Below are 19,448 nucleotides of genomic sequence, written 5' to 3'. Positions count from 1 at the left end.
CCAGGAGGGCTGGCGGGCTGGTTCCGCCGTTTCGTGCGGGACTACTTCTTCTTCTTCTTCTTCGCCGTCACCTTCTTCGTGACGGTCGATGACGCGTACGTGGCGCTGTCGTTCGGGGTGAACGTGGCCGTCACCGTGAGGTGACGGGTCCCCTTCTTGGACAGGACGCCCGTCTTCACCTTGACCGACGAGCCGGCGCGCACCGAGGCGTACGCGGTGCGGGTCACCGCGCCCTGCTTGACCGTCACCCGGACCATGCCGCTCTGCGAGGCGGTCACGTTGACGGTGCCCTTGCTCCCCTTGCGGAACGACGTGGCGCCGATCGAGACCGACGTCGCCTTCTTCGAGACGACCAGCGCCGTGGGCGTCGAGGTCACGACCTGACCACCGGCCGTCACCTGCACGCGGTAGACGTAGCGGGCCTCACGAGCGCCCACCTCCTCGAGCGTCAGCGACTTCTCGTCCTGGCCCTTGAGATCGGTCCACTCCCCGCCGGTGGCCGCGCGACGCTGCCACTGGTAGGTCACGTCCGCCTCGGAGTCGACGTCCACGTCCAGCGTCACGTCGTCGCCGACGGTGGCCTTGACCTTGGCGCCGGGCTGGTCGGTGATGACCGGGGCGGGCACCTCGGGCGCCGGGTCCTCCAGCGGCGGGACCGGGACACCGGCCTCGGTCACGTACTTGCGACCCGCGTCGGACTTGCTGACCGTGAACTCGTCCCACACGTCGCCGACCTTGAGGTCGGTCGTGGCCGTGTCGGTCTTCTCCGCGATGTACGACGTGTAGTGCAGCGCGTCCTCGGAGACCGAGATCACCTGGTACGTGGTGAAGTGCTCGCCCTTCTTGACCTGCGTGGCGCCGTTGTTGGTCCAGACGTTCTTGGCGTCCGTCTCCAGGTCGTAGTGCTTCGCGCCGGAGTTCGACACGATGTAGACCGGGCCGTCGGTGACGCCCGGCGTCTCGGTCGTGTCGTCGTTCTTGAACCCACGGGAGTAGACGTGGTCGTGACCCATCTGCACCAGGTCGACGTTGTGCTTCTCGAACACCGGCACCCAGTACTTGCGCAGGATCGGCTCGTCGCGGCCCTCCGAGGCGCTGTAGACGGGCTGATGGAACGTCACCACGTTCCACTTCGACGGGCTGTCGGTGAGGACATGGTCGAGCCACTCGGACTGGTACTGCGTCCAGAGCTCGGCGACCTTGCCCGACGGGCAGTCGGCGCCGCTGCACGCGGGCAGCTTGTCGGGCGTCAGGAACGTCGTGTCGCGGGTCGCGTTGATGGTGATGAACCGGACGCCCTGGTAGTCGCTGAAGTAGACCGTCTCGGCCGCGAACTCGGCCCAGTGGTCGAAGAACGCGCGGTACTGCTTCGCGACGTCGGTGGTGCCGTCGGCCAGCTTGGCCATGTCGCCGATCGTGCTGTCGCTCGGCTGGTTGAGCGGGTACTCGAAGTGCGCCTTCCACGAGGTCAGCAGCTTGTCGCCGGTGTACTCGTGGTTGCCCGGTGCCGCGAACACGTTCTTCGTCGCGGCGGAGGTCTCCATGCCCTTGAACCAGTTGAGCCACTGCGTGTCGTTGGTCGCGGAGTCGATCAGGTCGCCGGCATGCACCGACCCGATCGCGTCGGGCGCCTTCTTCAACGCCTGGTTCACGACCTTCGGCCAGGTGGTGTCGAGACCGACCTGGGCATCGCCGTAGTAGACGTACTCGAAGTCCTTGTCCGACGGGTCGGCGGTCGAGAACGTCTTCCAGTCGCTCCAGCTGCTGCCGCTCGCGACGCGGTAGTCGTACGACGTCGCCTGCTTCAGGCCCGTGACCGTGGTGGAGAAGTGCAGGAAGTTGTTGTTGGGCGACGTGCCCTGGCTGTAGCCCTTCACGGTGCGGGTGGCGCCGCCCGCGGTGGGCCGGATCTGCACCTTGCCGGTGGTGTCGGCTCCGATGGCCGCGAGCCAGGTGAACGCCTGCGACGTCTCGGGGGTCTCGGTCGGCGTCAGGATGATCCGCGTCGGCTTCGGACGGGCGTCCTCCGCGCTGACCGGGGTGAGGTCGGTGAAGTCGAAGTAGACGTCCGAGCTGCTCGCGCGCTGGTTGTGCAGCGCGACCGCGATGGTGTTCTCACCGACGTTCAGCAGGTCGGGCGGGATCGAGACCGAGGTGGTGTCCAGGTCGGTGTCGTCGACGTTGGCGTAGCCGATCTCGGGGGTGTCCGCGGGCACGTCCGTGCGCGCGACCTCGGAGCCGTTGGCGTAGACGATCACGCCGTCGTCGGCCTGCACGGTGCCCTTCAGCTCGCCGATGTCGGCGAGCTGGTCAGCGGTCAAGGTGAACTCGGTGCGCAGGAAGTAGGTCCGCACCCGGTCGGCGGAGCCCGGGGCGTCCAGCGCGAGCTGCGTCGCGGCGGTGTGGCTGGAGTCGTACACCGGGGAGTCGGCCGTGCCGTCCTTCTTGCCGCCGAGGCCGCCCTTGCCGCTGAGCCACGACGAGTCGTCGAACGTCGGGGTGGTCCAGCCGAGGCTGCCCGGGGACGGGTGGGCGTCGTTCTGGACGTACTTCCAGGTGGTGCTGCCCGTGGTGAGGATCGGTTGGGGGTCGGCGGCGCGGGCGCCGGTGCCGACGGTGGCGAGGAGCCCCCCGACGAGCAGGGGGGCGAGCACGAGCGATGTCGTGCGAGGTTTCAGCTTCACGTGATGTCCTTCGACAAGAGGGAACGTAACGAACCCAGTCAGCCAGTCTCGAAAGAACGTCCGGTGAACGCAGACTCCGTGCTCGGTGACCTCAGCGGTGCGTGCCGGCGAACAACCTCAGGATGCCGGACTCGGAACCGTCGTGGAGGATTCGGAGCATGGACAGCATCACGATCGACGTCCGCACGGGCGGCACCTCCGTCGTTCACGACCTCTCCCGCGACTGCGCCGAGTTCTGCCGCGGCCGCGGCGACGGGCTGCTGCACGTCTTCGTCCCGCACGCCACCGCGGGCGTCGCGATCATCGAGACCGGAGCCGGCAGCGACGACGACCTGCTCACCGCGCTGGACGACCTGCTGCCGCGCGACAGCCGGTGGGTCCACCAGCACGGGACGCCCGGCCACGGCCGCGACCACGTCGTGCCGGCGTTCCTGGCACCGTCGATGACCGTCCCGGTGCTCGACGGCCGGATGACGCTCGGCACCTGGCAGTCGGTGTGCCTGGTGGACACCAACGTCGACAACCCCGACCGCCAGGTGCGGCTCAGCTTCCTCGCGGGCTAGCCGACTGCCTGCTCGCGACCGATCCGGTCGAGCTCGACCAGGTCCTCGGCGGCGAGCGTGAGTCGGGCACCGGCCACGTTCTCCTGCAGGTGGGCGAACGACGACGTGCCGGGGATGAGCAGGATGTTGGGCGACCGCTGCAGCAGCCAGGCCAGCGCGACCGCCATCGGCGAGGCGTCCAGGCGGCCGGCGACCGAGGACAGCGCGGACGACTGCAGCGGGGTGAAGCCGCCGAGCGGGAAGAACGGCATGTACGCGACACCCTCGGCGGCGAGCCGGTCGATCAGGTCGTCGTCCGCGCGGTGGGCCAGGTTGTACATGTTCTGCACGCACACGATCGGCCCGATGCCCTGCGCCTCGGCGACCTGCTCCGGCGTCGCGTTGCTGACGCCGAGGTGCCGGATGACGCCCTGCTGCTGCAGCTCCACGAGCGTCTCGAACGCCGCGGCGATCGACTCGGGCTGCGGTCCCTCGGCGTTGCCGAGGCGCAGGTTCACCACGTCCAGCGCGTCCAGCCCGAGGGACGCCAGGTTCTCCTCGACCTGGCGGCGCAGCTCGTGCGGCTCGCGTGCGGTTGGCCAGCCGCCCTGGTCGTCGCGGCGTGCACCGACCTTGGTCACGACGTGCAGCGAGCCCGGGTACGGGTGCAGCGCCTCGCGGATCAGCTCGTTGGTGACGCGCGGGCCGTACGCGTCGCTGGTGTCGATGTGGGTGATGCCGAGCTCGACGGCTTCCCGCAGGACGGCGATCGCGCCGTCGTGGTCGGCCGGCGGGCCCATGACCCAGGGGCCGGCGAGCTGCATCGCGCCGTAGCCGAAGCGGGTGACGTCCAGGTCGCCCATGGTCCAGGTGCCGCCGGGAAGTGAGGTGGGGAGTGTGGTCATGGGTCCATACTGGGCAGGTCGCTTCCCGTTGGGAAGAAGGCACCTGAAGGTGCCTAGGTCACCCGAAGGAGAGTCCGATGCCCACGACCACCGCGGCCGCCAAGAAGGTCCAGGCCAAGAACGACTACGACGCGTTCCTGGCCACGTGCCCCAGCCGCAAGCTGCTCGACCGGATCTCCGATAAGTGGGCTGCCCTGATCATGTGCGCCCTCGGACGCGGCGGCGACCCGCGCGCGCTGCGCTTCTCCGAGCTGTCGCGGGAGCTGGCCGGCGTGAGTCAGAAGATGCTCACCCAGACCCTGCGGTCTCTGGAGGCCGACGGGCTCCTGACCCGCACCGTGACGCCCACCGTCCCGGTCACGGTGTCGTACGAGCTCACCGAGCTCGGCATGTCCCTGCACCTCATGGTGCGCCAGCTCAAGGGCTGGGCGGAGACCCACATGGACGAGGTGCTGGCGAACCGCGCGGCGTACGAGGCGCGGACGGTCTGAGCGGCTACAGGTAGCGGCGCAGCTCGTCGACCAGGCCGTCGTCGTCGATCGACCCGGTGACGTGGTCGGCGACCTCGGTCAGCGTGAGCGGTGCGTGACCCATCGCGACTCCGCGACCGGCCCACTGCAGCATCTCGATGTCGTTGTTGCCGTCGCCCACCGCGAGGACGTCCGCCTGGGCGATGCCGAGGCGGTCGGTGAGGAGCTCCAGGCCGGACGCCTTCGAGACGCCCTCCGGCGCAAGGTCGAGCCACGCGGAGTAGCCGATGAAGTAGTTCGTGCCGATCAGCCCGAGGTCCTCGACGATCTTGGTGAACTCCTCGGCGGTGTGGTCGGTGGAGCGGATCACGACGCGGGTGACCGGATCGGCCATCAGCGCCTCGATGGGCTCGACGGTGTACTCGCCGCTGATCTCGGCGTCGGGGAACGGCCGGTTGACCCGGAACCCCACACCGAGCTCCTCGACCGCGACGATCGCGTCGGGGACGTACTCCATCACCCGGCGCACCGCGTCGCTCGCGTCGAACGTGACCGCGTGCAGCACCTCGACCGGGTCGTACGAGAACACGACGGCACCGTTGCTGGCGACCGCATAGCCCTCGGTGAAGCCCAGCTTCTCGGTGGTGTTGACGACGCCGGGGATCGCGCGGCCGGTCGAGATGGCCACCTGGATGCCCGAGTCGCGCACCGCCCGCACGACCTCGCGCACGGCCGGGCTCATCTCGTTCGAGCTGTCGACGAGCGTGCCGTCGACGTCGAGCGCGACCAGCTTGGGCGTCCAGCCGGTCACGGCAGCGGCCTCAGGACCTCGCCCAGCAGGGGGTGCAGCGCCGCCGGCAGGCGCACGGAGCCGTCCGCCTGCTGACCGTTCTCGAGGATCGCGATGATCGTGCGGGTCATCGCGCACAGCGTGCCGTTGAGCGTCGCCGCGGGCGTCGTGCCCTCGTCGCCGCGCACGCGGATGTCGAGGCGGCGGGCCTGGAACTCGGTGGTGTTGGACGCCGAGGAGACCTCGCGGTACTTGCCCTGCGTGGGGATCCACGCCTCGCAGTCGAACTTGCGGATGGCCGACAGCCCGAGATCGCCCGAGGCGACGTCGATGACGCGGTAGGGCAGCTCGAGGGCGTCGAGCCAGGCCTTCTCCCAGCCCAGGATGCGCTGGTGCTCGTCGTAGGACTGCTCGAGCGTCGTGTAGACGAACATCTCGACCTTGTCGAACCAGTGCACGCGGAAGATGCCGCGGGTGTCCTTGCCGTACGAGCCGGCCTCGCGGCGGAAGCACGGGCTGAACGCGGCGTAGCGACGCGGCAGCGAGTCCGCGTCGAGGATCTCGTCGGAGTGGTAGGCCGCCATCGGCACCTCGGACGTGCCCACGAGGTAGAGATCGTCCTTCTCGAGGTAGTAGACGTCGTCGGCCGACCCCTGCCCGAGATAGCCGGTGCCGTCCATCGCGCTGGGCTTGACCAGCGCGGGCGGGATGACCGGCGTGAAGCCCCACTCGGCGGCCTTGCTCATCGCGAGCTGGGTCAGCGCGAGCTCGAGCTGCGCGCCGACGCCGGTGAGGAAGTAGAACCGCGAGCCGCTGACCTTGGCGCCGCGCTCGACGTCGATCGCGCCGAGCATCTGGCCGAGCTCGAGGTGGTCGCGGGGCTCGAAGCCCTCCGCGGCGAAGTCGCGCGGCGTGCCGACGGTCTCCAGGACCACGAAGTCGTCCTCGCCGCCCTCGGGGGCGTCGGGCGAGGCCAGGTTGGGCAGCGACTTCATCAGGCGATCGAACGTCTCGGCGGCCTGGACCTGTGCGGCCTCGGCCTCCTTCACCTGCTGGCTGAGCTCCTTGGTGCGCGCGAGCAGCTGCTGCTTCTCGTCGCCCTGCGCCTTGGGGATGAGCTTGCCGAGGTTCTTCTGCTCGCCGCGCACCGCCTCGTACGCCACGATCGACGATCGACGCTGTTCGTCCGCGCTGATGAGCTCGTCGACGAGCTGGGTCGGCAGTCCACGGCGCTGCTGGGCAGCGCGCACGGCATCGGGGTCGTCTCTCAGGATTCGGGCGTCGATCACGGTGTCAGCCTATCGCCCGGGGCACGGCGCGTTTTCAGTCGATTAGAGTTGACCGACCCCTGAGGAGGACCCGTGACGTTTGACCTGCGTCGAGCCGACCCCGGCAGCCACGCTGTGCTGGCCTGGTTGTTGGCCGTCCCCACGGTCATCTTCGCCGTGCTGGCCGTCTGCGTCGCCACCGATGCGTCCCCGATCGTGCAGCTCGACCGCGACGTGGCCGACTGGGCGTACGACGTCACGGGCGGCCGTCCGGGCCTCGTGGACTTCCTCGAGGTCGTGGCCGTCGTCTTCAGCAACCTGGTCTGCGGCATCGTGCTGGCGCTGCTGGCGATCTTCGCCCTCACGCGCCACGAGCGGGCCGTCGCGCTCTGGATCGTCCTGTCCGGGGTGGTCGCGATCGGCGGCAACGCACTGGTCAAGCTCGCGTTCCGCCGCGACCGTCCCGCGTTCGACGAGCCCCTGCACGAGATCGGCGGCTACTCGTTCCCGAGCGGCCACTCCACCGGCGCCGCGATGACGTTCACGGTCCTGGTGCTGCTGGCGATCGTGCTGACCGGGCGCGGCTGGAAGCGGCGGATCCTCATCTCCGTGCTCAGCCTGCTCGCGATCGGCGTCGGCGCGAGCCGTGTCTTCCTGGGCGTGCACTACCTCAGCGACGTCGTCGCAGGCCTGTGCCTGGGCCTGGTCATCGCCCTCGGCCTGTGGATCCTCGTCGTCGCGGACGCCGCCCGCCTGCCGCACGAGCTCGCGATCATCACCGGCTCGGGACGCCGCCGGGCCGCGGTCGTGCTCAACCCCGCCAAGGTCGGCGACGTCGAGGAGTTCAAGGCCCGCGTGCGCACGGTCGCCGAGCTCAACGGCTGGCACGAGCCGCTCTGGTACGAGACCACGATCGAGGACCCGGGCCACGGCCAGGCCAACGCGGCCCTGCACGAGGAGGTCGACCTCATCATCGCCGCGGGCGGCGACGGCACCGTCCGCGCGGTCTGCGAGGAGGTCGCCCGTACCGGCGTCGCGGTCGGCGTCCTGCCCCACGGCACCGGCAACCTGCTGGCCCGCAACCTCGGCATCCCGCTCAACGCCCGTGACGCGCTCGACGTCGCGTTCGGCGGCCAGGACCGGGCGATCGACCTGGCCGTGCTGGAGACCGACACCGGCACCAGCACGACGTTCCTCGTCATGGCCGGGCTCGGCATGGACGCCGCGATCATGACCGGCGTCAACGACCAGCTCAAGAGCAAGGTCGGCTGGCTGGCGTACTTCGTCAGCGGGGTGAAGGCCGCCCGCTTCCCGGCGATGAAGGTGCAGATCTCGGTGGACGACGGCGAGCCGCGCAAGTTCCGCGCCCGCACCGTCGTCGTCGGCAACGTCGGCTTCCTGCAGGGCGGCATCCCGCTGCTGCCCGACGCGCAGATCGACGACGGCATGCTCGACGTCGTGGTCATCGCACCGAAGCGATTCATCGGCTGGCTCGCGATCATCGTGCGCGTCATCGGACGGCAAAAGCGCACCAACGAGCGCCTCGACCGCCTGATCGGCCAGAAGGTCGTCATCAAGGCCGAGAAGCCCGTGCCGATGCAGCTCGACGGCGACCCGGTCGGTGACGGCCAGGTCATCACCGCCCAGGTGCAGCCCGGCGTCCTGCTGGTGCGCGTCCCGGTGGGGCCCGCCGCGGCGTAGGCGCGCCCCGGTCGGGGCGGGTCAAGAGATCGCGTACGCGTCGATCTCGGCGAGCAGCCGGGTCTTGACGGCGTCCGGGGCGTACGACTGACGGACCCCGGCTCGCGCCAGGTCGGCGACGCCGGCGTCGTCGAGGCCGAGAAGGTCGCGCGCCACCTCGTACTCGTGGCTGATCGTGGTGGAGAACATCGGCGGGTCGTCGGAGTTGATCGACACCGGGACGCCGGCCGCCACCAGTGTCGGCAGCGGGTGCGCGTCCATGGACGGCACCGACCGGGTGCGGATGTTCGAGGTCGGCGAGATCTCGAGCGGGATCTGGTGCTCAGCGAGGTACGCCATGAGGGCCGGGTCCTGCGCCGCCGCGATGCCGTGACCGATGCGCTCGGCGCCCAGCGCCTCCAGGGAGTCCCAGATCGTCTGCGGTCCGGTGGACTCGCCCGCGTGCGGCAGGCTGTGCAGTCCCGCGGCACGCGCCTGGTCGAAGTGCGGCTTGAACTGCGGGCGCGGCACGCCGATCTCGGGGCCGCCGAGGCCGAAGCCCACGAGCCCGTCGGGCTGCAGCCGCAGCGCGGTGTCGAGCGTGACGTCCGCGGCGGGCAGCCCGGACTCGCCCGGGATGTCGAAGATCCAGCGCATCGTGAGGCCGAAGTCGGCCTCCGCTCGACGGCGGGCGTCCTCGAGCGCCTCGCAGTACGCCTCGGCGCTGATGCCGACCGCGATCGAGGTGTACGGCGTGCAGGTCAGCTCGACGTACCGGACGTTCTGCGCGGTGAGGTCGCGGGCGACGTCGTACGTCAGCGTCCACAGGTCCTCGGGCGTGCGCAGCAGGTCGACGACCGAGAGGTAGACCTCGATGAAGTGGGCGAAGTCGGTGAACGTGAAGAACTCCGCCAGCTTCTGCGGGTCCGTCGGGACGGTCGTGGAGCCGGCGTGTCGCTCCGCCAGCTCGGCGACCGTCCGCATCGACGCGGATCCGACGTGGTGGACGTGCAGCTCAGCCTTGGGCAGACCGGTCTCGAACGACATGGCCCGAGACTATCGAGGCCGGGTCTACTGGGCCTGCCGGCGCTCCACGACCGAGCCGCGGTCGTCGAACTCGACGTCGACGGTCACGACGACCTCGTCCTGGATCGAGAGCTCGACCCGGTTCTCCTCGGCGGTCAGGTTGCCCGCCGTGCCCTCGTCGAGCCACGTCGTCGACCCGATGACGCTGACCAGGGCGACCTTGGCCCCGTTGTCGGTCTGACCGCGGAACACGACCGGGCCCGGGCCGCTGTCGCGGATCACCAGCGCCGTGCGGCTGACGGCCGGGTTGTCGACCGACACCGTGAGGTCATCGGCCCCTCCGGTGCGCCCGAACGTCCACTTGTCGTCACCCGAGAGCTGCGTCTCCCCGGTCGCGCCGGTGGCGGTCTTCCACTTCACGGTGATCACCTGACGATTTTCGCACGTCCGGCCCCCGAGCGGGTGGATCAGGTGCCGGGGACGATCGCGGCGATGATCGTGCCGTCGGCGCGGCGACGACCCGGGACGGGAGCGGGCTCGCCCTCGAGCCGCGGGCCGTGGCCGTCGAGCGGCACCGACACCGGGTCGCCCGGGGTCACGGTGACCTCCTGGCCGCGGATGACGAGGGTGGCCTCCTTGCCGTCCTCGATGCACAAGTCGACCCGGTCCGGGTGGACGTCGATGCGCACGCGGGTGCCCCGCAGCGTGAGCCGGAACGTGAGCGACTCCCAGGTCTCGGGCAGGCGCGGGTCGAGCGTGAACCGGCCGCCCTGGTCGCGGAACCCGCCGAAGCCGTTGACCAGTGCGCTCCACACGCCGCCCGTGGACGCCACGTGAACGCCGTCGGCGGTGTTCTGGTGCCGGTCGGCGAGGTCGACGTACAGCGCGGAGAGGAAGTAGCGCAGTGCCAGGTCGTGGTAGCCGACCTCGGCCGCCATGATCGACTGCACGACCGCGGACAGCGTCGAGTCGCCGGTCGTGATCGGGTCGTAGTACTCGAAGTCGGCCCGCTTCTCCTCGGGCGTGAAGTGCTCGCCTTGCAGGAACAGCGCCAGCACGACGTCGGCCTGCTTCAGCACCTGGAACCGGTAGATCACCAGCGGGTGGTAGTTGAGCAGCAGCGGACGCTTGTCGAGCGGCGTGTTGGCGAGGTCCCAGACCTCACGCTCGAGGAAGTGCTGGTCCTGCGGGTGCACGCCGAGGTGCTCGTCGTACGGGATCGCCATGTCGTTGGCGGCGCGCTCCCAGTCGTCGACCTCCGCGAGGTCGAGCTTGAGCCGCTTGACGACCTCCTCGTACTCGACGCCGTCACGCTCGACCAGCTCGCGGACCGCCTGGACGGCCCGGCGCAGGTTGAACCGCGCCATGACGTTGGTGAAGAGGTTGTCGTTGACGACCGTCGTGTACTCGTCCGGCCCGGTCACGCCGTGGATGTGGAACGTGCCGTCGGCCTCGTTGCGCCAGAAGCCGAGATCGACCCACATGCGGGCGGTCTCGACGAGGATGTCGATGCCCTCGCGGGTCAGGAAGTCGACGTCGCCGGTCGCCGCGAGGTACTGGCTCAAGGCGTACGAGACGTCGGCGTCGATGTGGTACTGCGCGGTGCCCGCGGCGTAGTAGGCCGAGGCCTCCTCGCCGTTGATCGTGCGCCACGGGAACAGCGCGCCCTGCTGGGCCATCTGCTTGGCCCGGTTGCGGGCCGCGTCCAGCAGCGTGTACCGGAACCGCAGGGCGTTGCGGGCCATCCGCGGGGTCGTGTACGTCAGGAACGGCAGGACGTAGACCTCGGTGTCCCAGAAGTAGTGGCCGCCGTAGCCGGAGCCGGTGACGCCCTTCGCGGCGATGCCGGTGCCCTCGGCCCGGGCCGACGCCTGGGCGACCTGGAACAGGTTCCAGCGGGTCGCCTGCTGCACCTCGGGCTGGCCGGGGATCTCGACGTCCGAGCGGGTCCAGAAGTCGGCGAGCCACGTGCGCTGGTCCTCGAGCTGCTTCTCCAGGCCCTCGTCCTGGGCGCGGTCGAGCGTACGACGGCAGCGGTCGAGCAGCTCGCGGGACGGGACGCCGCGCGAGGTGTGATAGCTGACGAACTTGGTCAGCGTGATCGGCTGGCCCGGCTCCGCGTCGATGCGGTACGTCATCTTGGCCAGGTCGTCGTCGGTCTGGATGCGCTTGGTGTAGCTGTTGGTCGTCTCGAGCCGGTGGTCGGCGGCGACCGCGATCGTCATGCCGCTCTCGGCGCACTGGTAGCCCAGCGCGACCCGACCGTCGGCGACGTTGCCGTAGTTGCTCTGCGGCATCAGCACGCGGTGGCGCATCTGGCCGGCCTTGCGGGGGTCGACGCCTTCGCCCATGGACTTGGAGCGGACGTGGTACTCGTCCTCGCCGTCCTGGCGGTTGAGGATCTGCGACGAGATCGCCACGGGGGCGTAGTCGTCGAGCATGGTGACCTCGAACGTCATCACCGCGAGGTGGCGCTGCGTGAACGAGACCATGCGGCGTGACCGGATCTGGACCCGCTTGCCGCCGGGCGTGCGCCACAGGATCTCGCGGGTCATGACGCCGCTGCGGAAGTCGAGGCGACGCTCGTACTGCATGAGGTCGGCGATCGGCAGCAGCAGCGGCTCGTCGTCGACGTAGAGACGGATGACCTTGGCGTCCGGCGCGTTGACGATCGTCTGACCGACCCGGGCGAAGCCGAAGGCCTCCTCGGCGTGCTGGATGGGCCAGGTCTCGTGGAAGCCGTTGATGAAGGTGCCGTGCGAGTACGAGTCGCGGCCCTCCTCGACGTTGCCGCGCAGACCGAGGTAGCCGTTGCCGACCGAGAACAGTGTCTCGGTGGCGCCGAGGTCGTCGGTGTCGATGCGCCGCTCGACCAGGGCCCACTCGTCGACGGGGTAGCGCGTGCGATCCAGGAAGTCCATCGCCTGCGGGGCGATGTGCGACGGGCTCATGCGGTCACCTCGGCGCCCTCGACGAGCTCGGCGAGGTCGTCGACCACGACGTCGGCGCCGTGCTCGATCAGCGCGTCGGCGCCGACCCCGCGGTTCACGCCGATCACGAGGCCGAAGTCGCCGGCGTGTCCGGCCGCGACGCCGGACAGGGCGTCCTCGAACACGACCGCGCGTTCCTTCGGCACGCCGAGATCCTCGGCCGCCGCCAGGAACGTGTCGGGGGCGGGCTTGCCGGCCAGGCCGCGCTCGCCGGCCTCCTTGCCGCTGACGATGACCGGGAAGTGCTCGATCATGCCGGCGGCGGTCAGCACCGCGGCGGCGTTGCGCGAGCTGGAGACGATCGCCATCTTGGTGCCGCGCTCGGCGAGCGCCTTCACCAGCTTGACGGAGCCCGGATAGGGCGAGACGCCCTCCTTCGCGAGGATCTCCTCGAGGTCGGCGTTCTTGCGGTTGCCGAGACCGGACACCGTCTCGGCGGACGCGGGGTCCGACGGGTCGCCGTCGGGCAGCGTGATGCCGCGAGAGGCGAGGAACGAACGCACCCCGTCGTAGCGCGGCTTGCCGTCGACGTACGTGAAGTAGTCGGCGTCCGTGTACGGCTCCTCGACCCCCCGATCGCGCAGGAAGTCGTTGAACATCTTGTCCCAGGCGCGCATGTGCACCTCGGCGGTCGGCGTGATCACGCCGTCGAGGTCGAACAGCGCCGCATCGTACTCATTCCAGTCCACCTGATGAGCCTACGCACGTCAGGGCCCTTCCCGTTAGCGGAACGAGTGCAACACTCGCCACAACTTGGCCGAGGCCATCACTACGCTGTCCGCATGACTCTCGGAGCGGACAGCGAAGTCGGACGACTACGGACGGTCATGCTGCACCGTCCCGGCGCCGAGCTGGGGCGACTGACCCCCCGCAACAACGACCAGCTGCTGTTCGACGGCATCCCGTGGCTGGGGCGTGCGCAGGACGAGCACGACGCGTTCGCGCAGGCGCTGCGCGACCACTCGGTCGAGGTGCTCTACCTGACCGAGCTGCTCACGACGACCCTCGAGATCGAGGCGGCGCGCGAGGAGATCATCGCCAGCACGCTCAAGGACCTGTTCGTCGGACCGAGCCTGCAGTCCTGGATCGAGAGCCACCTGCACGCGGCCGACCCCGGCAAGCTCGCCGAGCTGTTGATGGCGGGCCTCCGCAACGACGAGGTGCGCGTCGACGGCTCGGTCGCCAACCACCTCATGCAGCCCGAGGACTTCCTCATCAACCCGCTGCCCAACCTGCTGTTCACCCGCGACTCGTCGGTCTGGCTGCGCGACCGCGTCGCGGTGACCAGCCTCGCGATGCCAGCCCGGGCGCGCGAGACGCAGCTGACCGGCCTGATCTACCGGCACCACCCGCGCTTCGCCGGCACGCCGGTCGTCCACGGGCCGCACCTGGAGCACCTCGAGGGCGGGGACGTGCTGGAGCTCGCGCCCGGCGTCATCGCCGTGGGCATCGGCGAGCGGACGACGCCCGCGGGCCTCGAGCGGTTCGCCCGCCAGGTGCTGACCGAGGACCTCGCCCGGACCGTCCTCGCGGTGCCGATCGCGCAGGAGCGCGCCACGATGCACCTCGACACGATCGTCACGATGGTCGATGTCGACACCGTCGTCATCTACCCGAACATGGCCGACAACCTGCGGGCCGTCCCGCTGACCTGGGAGGACGGCCGGTTCGTCCTGGGCCAGGAGTCGTCGTTCTTCTCCGCCGCGGCCGCCGCGATGGGCATCGACACGCTGCACCAGATCGACACCGGCCTCGACCCGGTGACGGCCGAGCGCGAGCAGTGGGACGACGGCAACAACACCCTGGCCATCGACGCGCGCCTCGCGGTGGCGTACGAGCGCAACGAGCAGACGAACGCCCGGCTCGAGGAGCACGGCATCGAGGTCATCGCGATCAGCGGCGACCAGCTCGGCTCCGGCCGCGGCGGACCGCGCTGCATGTCCTGCCCGATCGACCGGGACTAGCAAACCGCGCTGGGCCAAACCGCGCTGGGCCTGACGTTTGTGCAGACACGCCGTCGGCGTGTCGGTCGAAACGTCAGGCCCAGCGCGGTGGGGTCAGACCTGGACCTGGCGGCTGATGAGGGCGCCGCGGGCCGAGCGCTGCTCGGAGGTCAGGGGCGAGTCGTCGGCGAGCGCCGTCTCGAGCCGCTTCTGGAACTCCTGCGCCGGGGCCTCCAGGTCGGCGGCGTCGTGCTCGAACTCCCAGACGGGCACGAGCAGGCCGTGGGCGCGGAAGTGGCCGATCAGCTTGGTGCCCTCGCCGAGGGTGTCCTCGCCGGCGGCGTGCAGCCGGGCCAGCGCGTTGAGCAGGGTGGTCTCGTCGTGGGTCATGATCCAGCGCAGGAAGCGCTGCGGGCCCATCTCGGTCCAGTACGCGCCCTCGACCGAGGACAGCTTGACCGTCGGGGCGATCGTCTCGTTGGCGTCCGCGATCATCGCGGCGGTGTCCTCGGAGTCGTCGACGCCGGCCACCCAGTAGTCGAAGCCGTCGTGGACCTCGACGTCGAAGCCGCTGTCGGGCGCAATCAGGTCCTGCAGACGCGGACCGACACCCGGGTCCGTCATGCGGACGGGGTTGCCCGGCTCGGTCTCGAGCGCGAGCTCGACCACGTGGGCGAGGTCGCGGCTGATGTCGCCGAAGTTGTGGGCGACCTGCAGGCCGACCCAGATCTCGCCGTCGGGACGACGGATGCCCGGACCGTTGCCCGGCAGCAGCGAGCAGATGCGCACCGACTCACCGCTCTTCAGCGTGATGGTGCCGGATGCCGACGGGACGAACTCGCGGAGGGCGACCCAGTCAGCCTCTCCGGGGAGTCCCTCGAAGGTGCGCGCCACGAACGGCATGCGCTCCTTCTTGGCGGCCTTGTTCTTGACGCGCGACTTCTTGCCCATGACGGGCGAGTCTAGGGGGTCGGTGCGAAGTGTCAGTGAGCGGACATCGCGAGCTCGGCGTTGACCTTGGTGCCGGCCGACATGTCGACCCACCAGCGGTCCGCCACCCGGTTGATGATCGACAGACCGCGACCGCTGAGCGAGTCCTCGTCGAAGTCGACGGGCTTGAGCGAGGCGCCCTGGCCTGCGTCGTGGACGCTGAGCTCGAGCAGGCCGTCCTTGATGGCCCAGGAGATCTCGATCGTCCCGTCCGGCGTGGGGAGGCCGTGGCACACCGCGTTGGCGATCATCTCGCTGATCACGATCAGCGCGTCGTCGATGACGGTGGTGGAGGCGCCGTGAACCGTGAGGAAGGCTGCCAGGCGCGTCCGAGCGATGCCCGGAGTGGACATGACGAACGGGAGCCGGATCGTGTCGTGAGCGGTGTTCAAGCTGCTCATGCCACCCTTCCGTGAGTTGCCGCAAAAAGGCCGTCTCGTTCGCACGCGACGGCACGCCTACAGTCCAAAGTAACTACTTCAAGAGGTACATTGCCACTTTTTCTCGCATCCGTCGCCCGGCAGTGTCCGATGACACGACGAGAGGGAGGATGGATCCATGACTGAAGCAGGTATCCCGACGGTCGACGTGAGCGACGTCCCCAGCCCCATTCCCGACGGCGTCCTGGTGCTGGACGTCCGTGAGGACAACGAGTGGCAGGCCGGGCACATCGACGGCGCGACGCACATCCCGCTCGGTGACCTGCCGGCCCGCGTGGGCGAGCTCGACCCCACCGTCCCGACGCTCGTGGTGTGCCATCTCGGCGGGCGCTCGGCCCGCGCGACCCAGTGGTTGCAGGCCCAGGGACTCGACGCGACCAACGTCGCGGGCGGCATGGAGGCCTGGGAGCAGGCCGGCCGGCCGATCGTGGCCTAACGACCCCAGTCCGGGTCGATCTCGCCCGGGTACGGCGGGGTGCCCGGGTGCAGCGGCGGCGCTGGCGCTCGGGGCGGGACCGGTGGCTGCTGCACCTGCTGCGGGGCGTGCTGCGGCACCAGCAGCCACGGTGCGACGTCCTGGGGCAGCCCCCAGGGCGGAGGCGGCCACATCGGCGCCTGGGGTGGCGGTGGCACCGGCAGCGGCTCACGGGTGCGCTGGATGCCGTGGCGCCGCGCGGACCACTCGATCCAGACCAGCAGCACGACGCTGGAGACGACGGTCGGCAGCACGTCGATCGCGGTGGCGCCGGTGTCGTCCGACGCCGAGATGGTCCCGAGGGCGTCCAGGACGAACAGCACGACGTTGTTGGCGACGTGCGCCGCGATCGCGGCCTCGAGCCCGCCGGTGCGGATCACCAGGATCGCGGCGGTGAGGCCGAAGATGCCGACGTCGACCAGGCCCCACAGCTCGTACGCGTGGCCGGCCACGAAGATCGGGACCGACACGATCACGGGGATGGCCGCGAACCGGGTCCACGACCCGACCAGCTGCAGCACGTAGCCGCGGAACACGTACTCCTCGGCCGCGGCCTGGAACGGCACCACGAGCAGCACGAGGACGATCGCGAGGACCATGTGCCCGCGGTCGCCGGTGCCGATGTCGACGTCCTCGCCGTTCGCCGCGTCGATCGCGACGGACGCGCCGATCGTCACGATGAAGACCGTGAACGAGATGGCCGCGGTGCGCGCGAGCCAGCCCCAGCGCAGCCGGCCCGCGACCGAGGAGAAGTAGCCGACCGGCCGCGGCCCCACCACCAGCACCGCGAGCAGCAGCGCGGGGGTGAGGATCGCCAGGCCCAGCAGGTCGAGCACGAAGAAGTCGAGGTGGGCCAGGTCGAGGTCGCCGGTGGCGTCGAGCCAGTCCTCGACCGTCGTGCCGCCGCCCTTTATCGCCAGATAGGTCGCGCCCGCGACGACGAGGACGATCGTCAGGCCGAGGTAGAAGACGACGGTGAGCAGCCCGACGACCGGGAGCTTCCACCAGGCGTAGGCGGGCGTCTCGCGGGCCTGCCGCTGATAGGGGGTCGCCATGCCGCAGATCCTCACACCCCGGACGCAGCAACGCCACCGGGCCGAGGCCCGGTGGCGTTGCTGGAGTCGTGCGGTCCTACTTGGCGGCGGCCTTGAGGCGCGAGCCAACGCTGACCTTCACGCCGAAGCCGGCGGGGATGTCGATCGTCTCGCCCGTCGAGGGGTTGCGGCCCGTGCGGGCAGCGCGGGCAACGCGCTCGACCGACAGGATGCCGGGGATCGAGACCTTCTCGCCCTTGGCGACCGAGTCGAGCAGGATCTCGCTGAAGGACGAGAGAACCGCGTCGGCGTCGGCCTTGCTGGTGCCGGCCTTCGAAGCGAGGGCAGCGACGAGGTCGTTGCGTGAGATAGCCACAAAAGCTCCTAGTGAGTGATGGTGTGTGGGCGTCATTCTATGAAGCGACGCCGACAGCCCATGCGCCCCCCGGCCTCGGCAGCTCACATATCCCCGTGATATCAGGCCCAGACCTGGGGAGGAGGGTCATCGACCAAGGAGGCGATCGCCTCGAGGTAGCGATCGCGCGGCCACTCGGTCACCCCGAGCGAGGCCAGGTGCGGCGTGCTCCACTGGGTGTCGATCAGGCCGTCCGGCCCGACCACGTCGACCAGACCCACGAGCGCCACCTTCGAGGCGTCGGTCGCGCGGTGGAACATGGACTCCCCGGCGAAAAGTCCTCCCACGCTGAGCCCGTACAGGCCGCCGACCAACGTGCCGTCGGCGTCCCGGGTCTCGACCGAGTGGGCCCAGCCCAGGCGGTGTAGCAGGACGTACGCCTCGCGGATGGGCGAGTCGATCCACGCGCCGGGCCGCGAGGGATCGGCGCACGCGTCGATGACCTCCTCGAACGACTCGTCCAGCGTGACGTCGAAGCGGCGCACCGATCGCGACAGCGAGCGGCTCACCCGCAGGTCGGACGGCACGAGGACGCCGCGGCGCATGGGCGACCACCACAGCAGCTCACCCTCGTGCGGCATCGGGAAGGCCCCGTGACGGTAGGCCTCGATCACGGTCCCGGGGGCGAGGTCGGCGCCCGCGGCGACGCAGTCCTCGGGGGGCCACTCCGACGGGTCGAAGAGCCACGGGGACGGCGGGAGCTCGCTGCGGGTCACGGGTCCAGCACCCGCGAGAGGTGGTGCAGCGGCGCGTCTCCCCACTCCGCCCACTCGGCCGCGGTGGCCTCCTGCAGGCAGCTCCACCACAGCAGCGTCCGGTTGACCGGCTGGGTGTACGCCGCGGCGTCCCACTCGGGCCGGACCGCGGCGACCGTGGTGCCCCAGACGTCGCAGTACGCCGCCAGGACGTCGGGCCACGACACCTGGCTCTGGGTCGTGATCCAGCCGTACGGGACGCTCAGCATCTCCACCGCGGGGGCCCACTGGGAGTCGCCGAAGTCGAAGACGCGTCCGTCGCACGCGAACACGTTGTTGGGGTGCAGGTCGCCGTGCTGCCACGTCGCCGGGAGCGGGGACGCGGCGAGGAGGTCGGCGGCGTCGACCAGGCGGGGGCGGACGGCCAGCAGCTCGGACCTGAGCTCGGCCGGCACGTGGGCGGGGTGCTCCTCGGGCAGGGACGAGAGCACCTCGACGATCCGGTCGAAGCGGCTGACGACCGTCCCGGGTCCGCAGTCGGGCAGCCCGGTCGCGAGCAGGGCGTGCGCCTCGGAGGCCGCGGCGCGCTGGAGCTCCGCGGCCTGGCGCAGGACGCGGACCCAGTCGTCCGCGGTGGCCTCATGCGCGTCGGCGAGGGTCTCGCCGCGGTGGACGGTCAGCATCCAGCCGCGCGCGGGGTCGATCGCGTACGGGCGCTCGACCGCGTCGGGGGCGATGCGCGCGAGCTCGGCCTGCAGGGCGGGCTCGAACGCCTGGGCGGCGCAGGTGGCCTTGAACCACATCGGCCCAACGTCCGTCGGGATGGTCAGCTGGGTCGACCAGGGACGGATGCGGGGCTGCTCGATCGTCCCGGTGACCCGGCGCCCGGACCGGTCGAGCTCGCAGCGGACCCACTCCTCGGCGGCACGACGCCAGTCGTCGTGCGCGACGCGCTCGGAGAACGGGCGTTCCATGGCCCAAGGGTAGGGCCAGGAGTCGTCCAGCGCGGGCGGTCCGCTCCCGGTCGGCCGGACACGACCCAGGGTGTCGAGCACCTAGGAGGACGACGGCCTTCCTGGAGAGGGACGCCCGGGCCAGCAT

The 19,448-nt window shown here is 70.2% G+C and carries 19 protein-coding genes; 5 read left to right on the top strand and 14 right to left on the bottom strand.

Annotated elements, in window-relative coordinates; all coding sequences use genetic code 11:
* Window positions 1-41 precede the first annotated feature (41 nt).
* Entirely contained in the window at window positions 42-2,684 is a 2,643-nt protein-coding gene (locus tag C3E78_RS00390) for a purple acid phosphatase family protein (RefSeq protein ID WP_108576460.1), read from the bottom strand.
* A gap of 158 nt (window positions 2,685-2,842) precedes the next feature.
* Between C3E78_RS00390 and C3E78_RS00385 the strand changes: the two genes are divergently transcribed.
* Window positions 2,843-3,247 carry a YjbQ family protein gene (locus C3E78_RS00385; protein ID WP_108576459.1) on the top strand — a complete coding sequence of 135 codons (405 nt, stop codon included), beginning with the start codon at window positions 2,843-2,845 and terminating at the stop codon, window positions 3,245-3,247.
* On the opposite strand, the gene C3E78_RS00380 is transcribed toward C3E78_RS00385, so the two are convergent.
* Complete coding sequence (locus C3E78_RS00380) at window positions 3,244-4,131, bottom strand: aldo/keto reductase family oxidoreductase (RefSeq protein ID WP_108576458.1); 888 nt, start codon at window positions 4,129-4,131, stop codon at window positions 3,244-3,246. The genes C3E78_RS00385 and C3E78_RS00380 overlap by 4 nt on opposite strands.
* A gap of 77 nt (window positions 4,132-4,208) precedes the next feature.
* Here C3E78_RS00380 and C3E78_RS00375 point away from each other — a divergent pair, with 77 nt between their 5' ends.
* On the top strand, window positions 4,209-4,622 hold the full coding sequence (locus tag C3E78_RS00375; protein WP_108576457.1) for a winged helix-turn-helix transcriptional regulator: 414 nt from the start codon (window positions 4,209-4,211) through the stop codon (window positions 4,620-4,622).
* A 4-nt stretch (window positions 4,623-4,626) separates the two neighbouring features.
* On the opposite strand, the gene C3E78_RS00370 is transcribed toward C3E78_RS00375, so the two are convergent.
* Together C3E78_RS00370 and serS are read right to left on the bottom strand one after the other, a co-directional pair.
* On the bottom strand, window positions 4,627-5,412 hold the full coding sequence (locus C3E78_RS00370) for an HAD family hydrolase (protein WP_199906882.1): 786 nt from the start codon (window positions 5,410-5,412) through the stop codon (window positions 4,627-4,629).
* The gene (gene serS, locus C3E78_RS00365) at window positions 5,409-6,680 is read right to left on the bottom strand and encodes a serine--tRNA ligase (protein WP_108576456.1); all 1,272 of its coding nucleotides are present in this window, start codon (window positions 6,678-6,680) and stop codon (window positions 5,409-5,411) included. The genes C3E78_RS00370 and serS overlap by 4 nt, the downstream gene beginning before the upstream one ends.
* Window positions 6,681-6,752: 72 nt before the next feature.
* Between serS and C3E78_RS00360 the strand changes: the two genes are divergently transcribed.
* Window positions 6,753-8,360, top strand: coding sequence for a bifunctional phosphatase PAP2/diacylglycerol kinase family protein (locus C3E78_RS00360; RefSeq protein WP_108576455.1), 1,608 nt, complete (start codon window positions 6,753-6,755; stop codon window positions 8,358-8,360).
* A gap of 21 nt (window positions 8,361-8,381) precedes the next feature.
* Here the strand turns inward: C3E78_RS00360 and C3E78_RS00355 are convergent, their stop codons facing one another.
* Genes C3E78_RS00355 through C3E78_RS00340 form a run of 4 tightly spaced genes read right to left on the bottom strand, consistent with a single transcriptional unit; the run spans window position 8,382 to window position 13,044 of the window.
* On the bottom strand, window positions 8,382-9,386 hold the full coding sequence (locus tag C3E78_RS00355; protein WP_108576454.1) for an adenosine deaminase: 1,005 nt from the start codon (window positions 9,384-9,386) through the stop codon (window positions 8,382-8,384).
* Between the two features lie 24 nt (window positions 9,387-9,410).
* On the bottom strand, window positions 9,411-9,794 hold the full coding sequence (locus C3E78_RS00350) for a hypothetical protein (RefSeq protein WP_108576453.1): 384 nt from the start codon (window positions 9,792-9,794) through the stop codon (window positions 9,411-9,413).
* A gap of 38 nt (window positions 9,795-9,832) precedes the next feature.
* Window positions 9,833-12,301, bottom strand: a complete 2,469-nt coding sequence (locus C3E78_RS00345; RefSeq protein ID WP_424922775.1) for a glycoside hydrolase family 65 protein — start codon at window positions 12,299-12,301, stop codon at window positions 9,833-9,835.
* Between the two features lie 11 nt (window positions 12,302-12,312).
* On the bottom strand, window positions 12,313-13,044 hold the full coding sequence (locus C3E78_RS00340) for an HAD family hydrolase (protein ID WP_108576451.1): 732 nt from the start codon (window positions 13,042-13,044) through the stop codon (window positions 12,313-12,315).
* Between the two features lie 93 nt (window positions 13,045-13,137).
* Between C3E78_RS00340 and C3E78_RS00335 the strand changes: the two genes are divergently transcribed.
* The gene (locus tag C3E78_RS00335; RefSeq protein ID WP_108576450.1) at window positions 13,138-14,319 is read left to right on the top strand and encodes an arginine deiminase; all 1,182 of its coding nucleotides are present in this window, start codon (window positions 13,138-13,140) and stop codon (window positions 14,317-14,319) included.
* A 93-nt stretch (window positions 14,320-14,412) separates the two neighbouring features.
* Here the strand turns inward: C3E78_RS00335 and C3E78_RS00330 are convergent, their stop codons facing one another.
* Both C3E78_RS00330 and C3E78_RS00325 read right to left on the bottom strand, forming a co-directional pair.
* On the bottom strand, window positions 14,413-15,249 hold the full coding sequence (locus tag C3E78_RS00330; RefSeq protein ID WP_108576449.1) for a DUF5926 family protein: 837 nt from the start codon (window positions 15,247-15,249) through the stop codon (window positions 14,413-14,415).
* Between the two features lie 32 nt (window positions 15,250-15,281).
* Entirely contained in the window at window positions 15,282-15,689 is a 408-nt protein-coding gene (locus C3E78_RS00325) for an ATP-binding protein (RefSeq protein ID WP_108576448.1), read from the bottom strand.
* A 157-nt stretch (window positions 15,690-15,846) separates the two neighbouring features.
* On the opposite strand from C3E78_RS00325, the gene C3E78_RS00320 reads away from it, so the two are divergent.
* Window positions 15,847-16,164: a rhodanese-like domain-containing protein gene (locus tag C3E78_RS00320; protein WP_108576447.1), complete on the top strand. Its 318-nt coding sequence runs from the start codon at window positions 15,847-15,849 to the stop codon at window positions 16,162-16,164.
* Here the strand turns inward: C3E78_RS00320 and C3E78_RS00315 are convergent.
* The 4 genes from C3E78_RS00315 to C3E78_RS00300 form a co-directional block, all read right to left on the bottom strand.
* On the bottom strand, window positions 16,161-17,258 hold the full coding sequence (locus C3E78_RS00315; RefSeq protein ID WP_108576446.1) for a CPBP family intramembrane glutamic endopeptidase: 1,098 nt from the start codon (window positions 17,256-17,258) through the stop codon (window positions 16,161-16,163). The genes C3E78_RS00320 and C3E78_RS00315 overlap by 4 nt on opposite strands.
* 76 nt (window positions 17,259-17,334) lie before the next feature.
* Entirely contained in the window at window positions 17,335-17,613 is a 279-nt protein-coding gene (locus tag C3E78_RS00310) for an HU family DNA-binding protein (protein WP_056604352.1), read from the bottom strand.
* Window positions 17,614-17,714: 101 nt separating this feature from the next.
* The gene (aat, locus tag C3E78_RS00305) at window positions 17,715-18,368 is read right to left on the bottom strand and encodes a leucyl/phenylalanyl-tRNA--protein transferase (protein ID WP_108576445.1); all 654 of its coding nucleotides are present in this window, start codon (window positions 18,366-18,368) and stop codon (window positions 17,715-17,717) included.
* A complete protein-coding gene (locus C3E78_RS00300) occupies window positions 18,365-19,321 on the bottom strand; it encodes an aminoglycoside phosphotransferase family protein (protein WP_108576444.1) in 957 nt (318 codons plus the stop codon). Before C3E78_RS00300 ends, aat begins: the two co-directional genes overlap by 4 nt.
* Window positions 19,322-19,448 lie beyond the last annotated feature (127 nt).

Origin of the sequence: Aeromicrobium chenweiae (genome assembly GCF_003065605.1) — a bacterium.
In the GTDB taxonomy this organism is placed as follows: Bacteria; Actinomycetota; Actinomycetes; order Propionibacteriales; family Nocardioidaceae; genus Aeromicrobium; species Aeromicrobium chenweiae.
The sequence above is the reverse complement of the archived record's forward strand: the minus strand, read 5'-3'. Positions and strand labels throughout refer to the sequence as shown.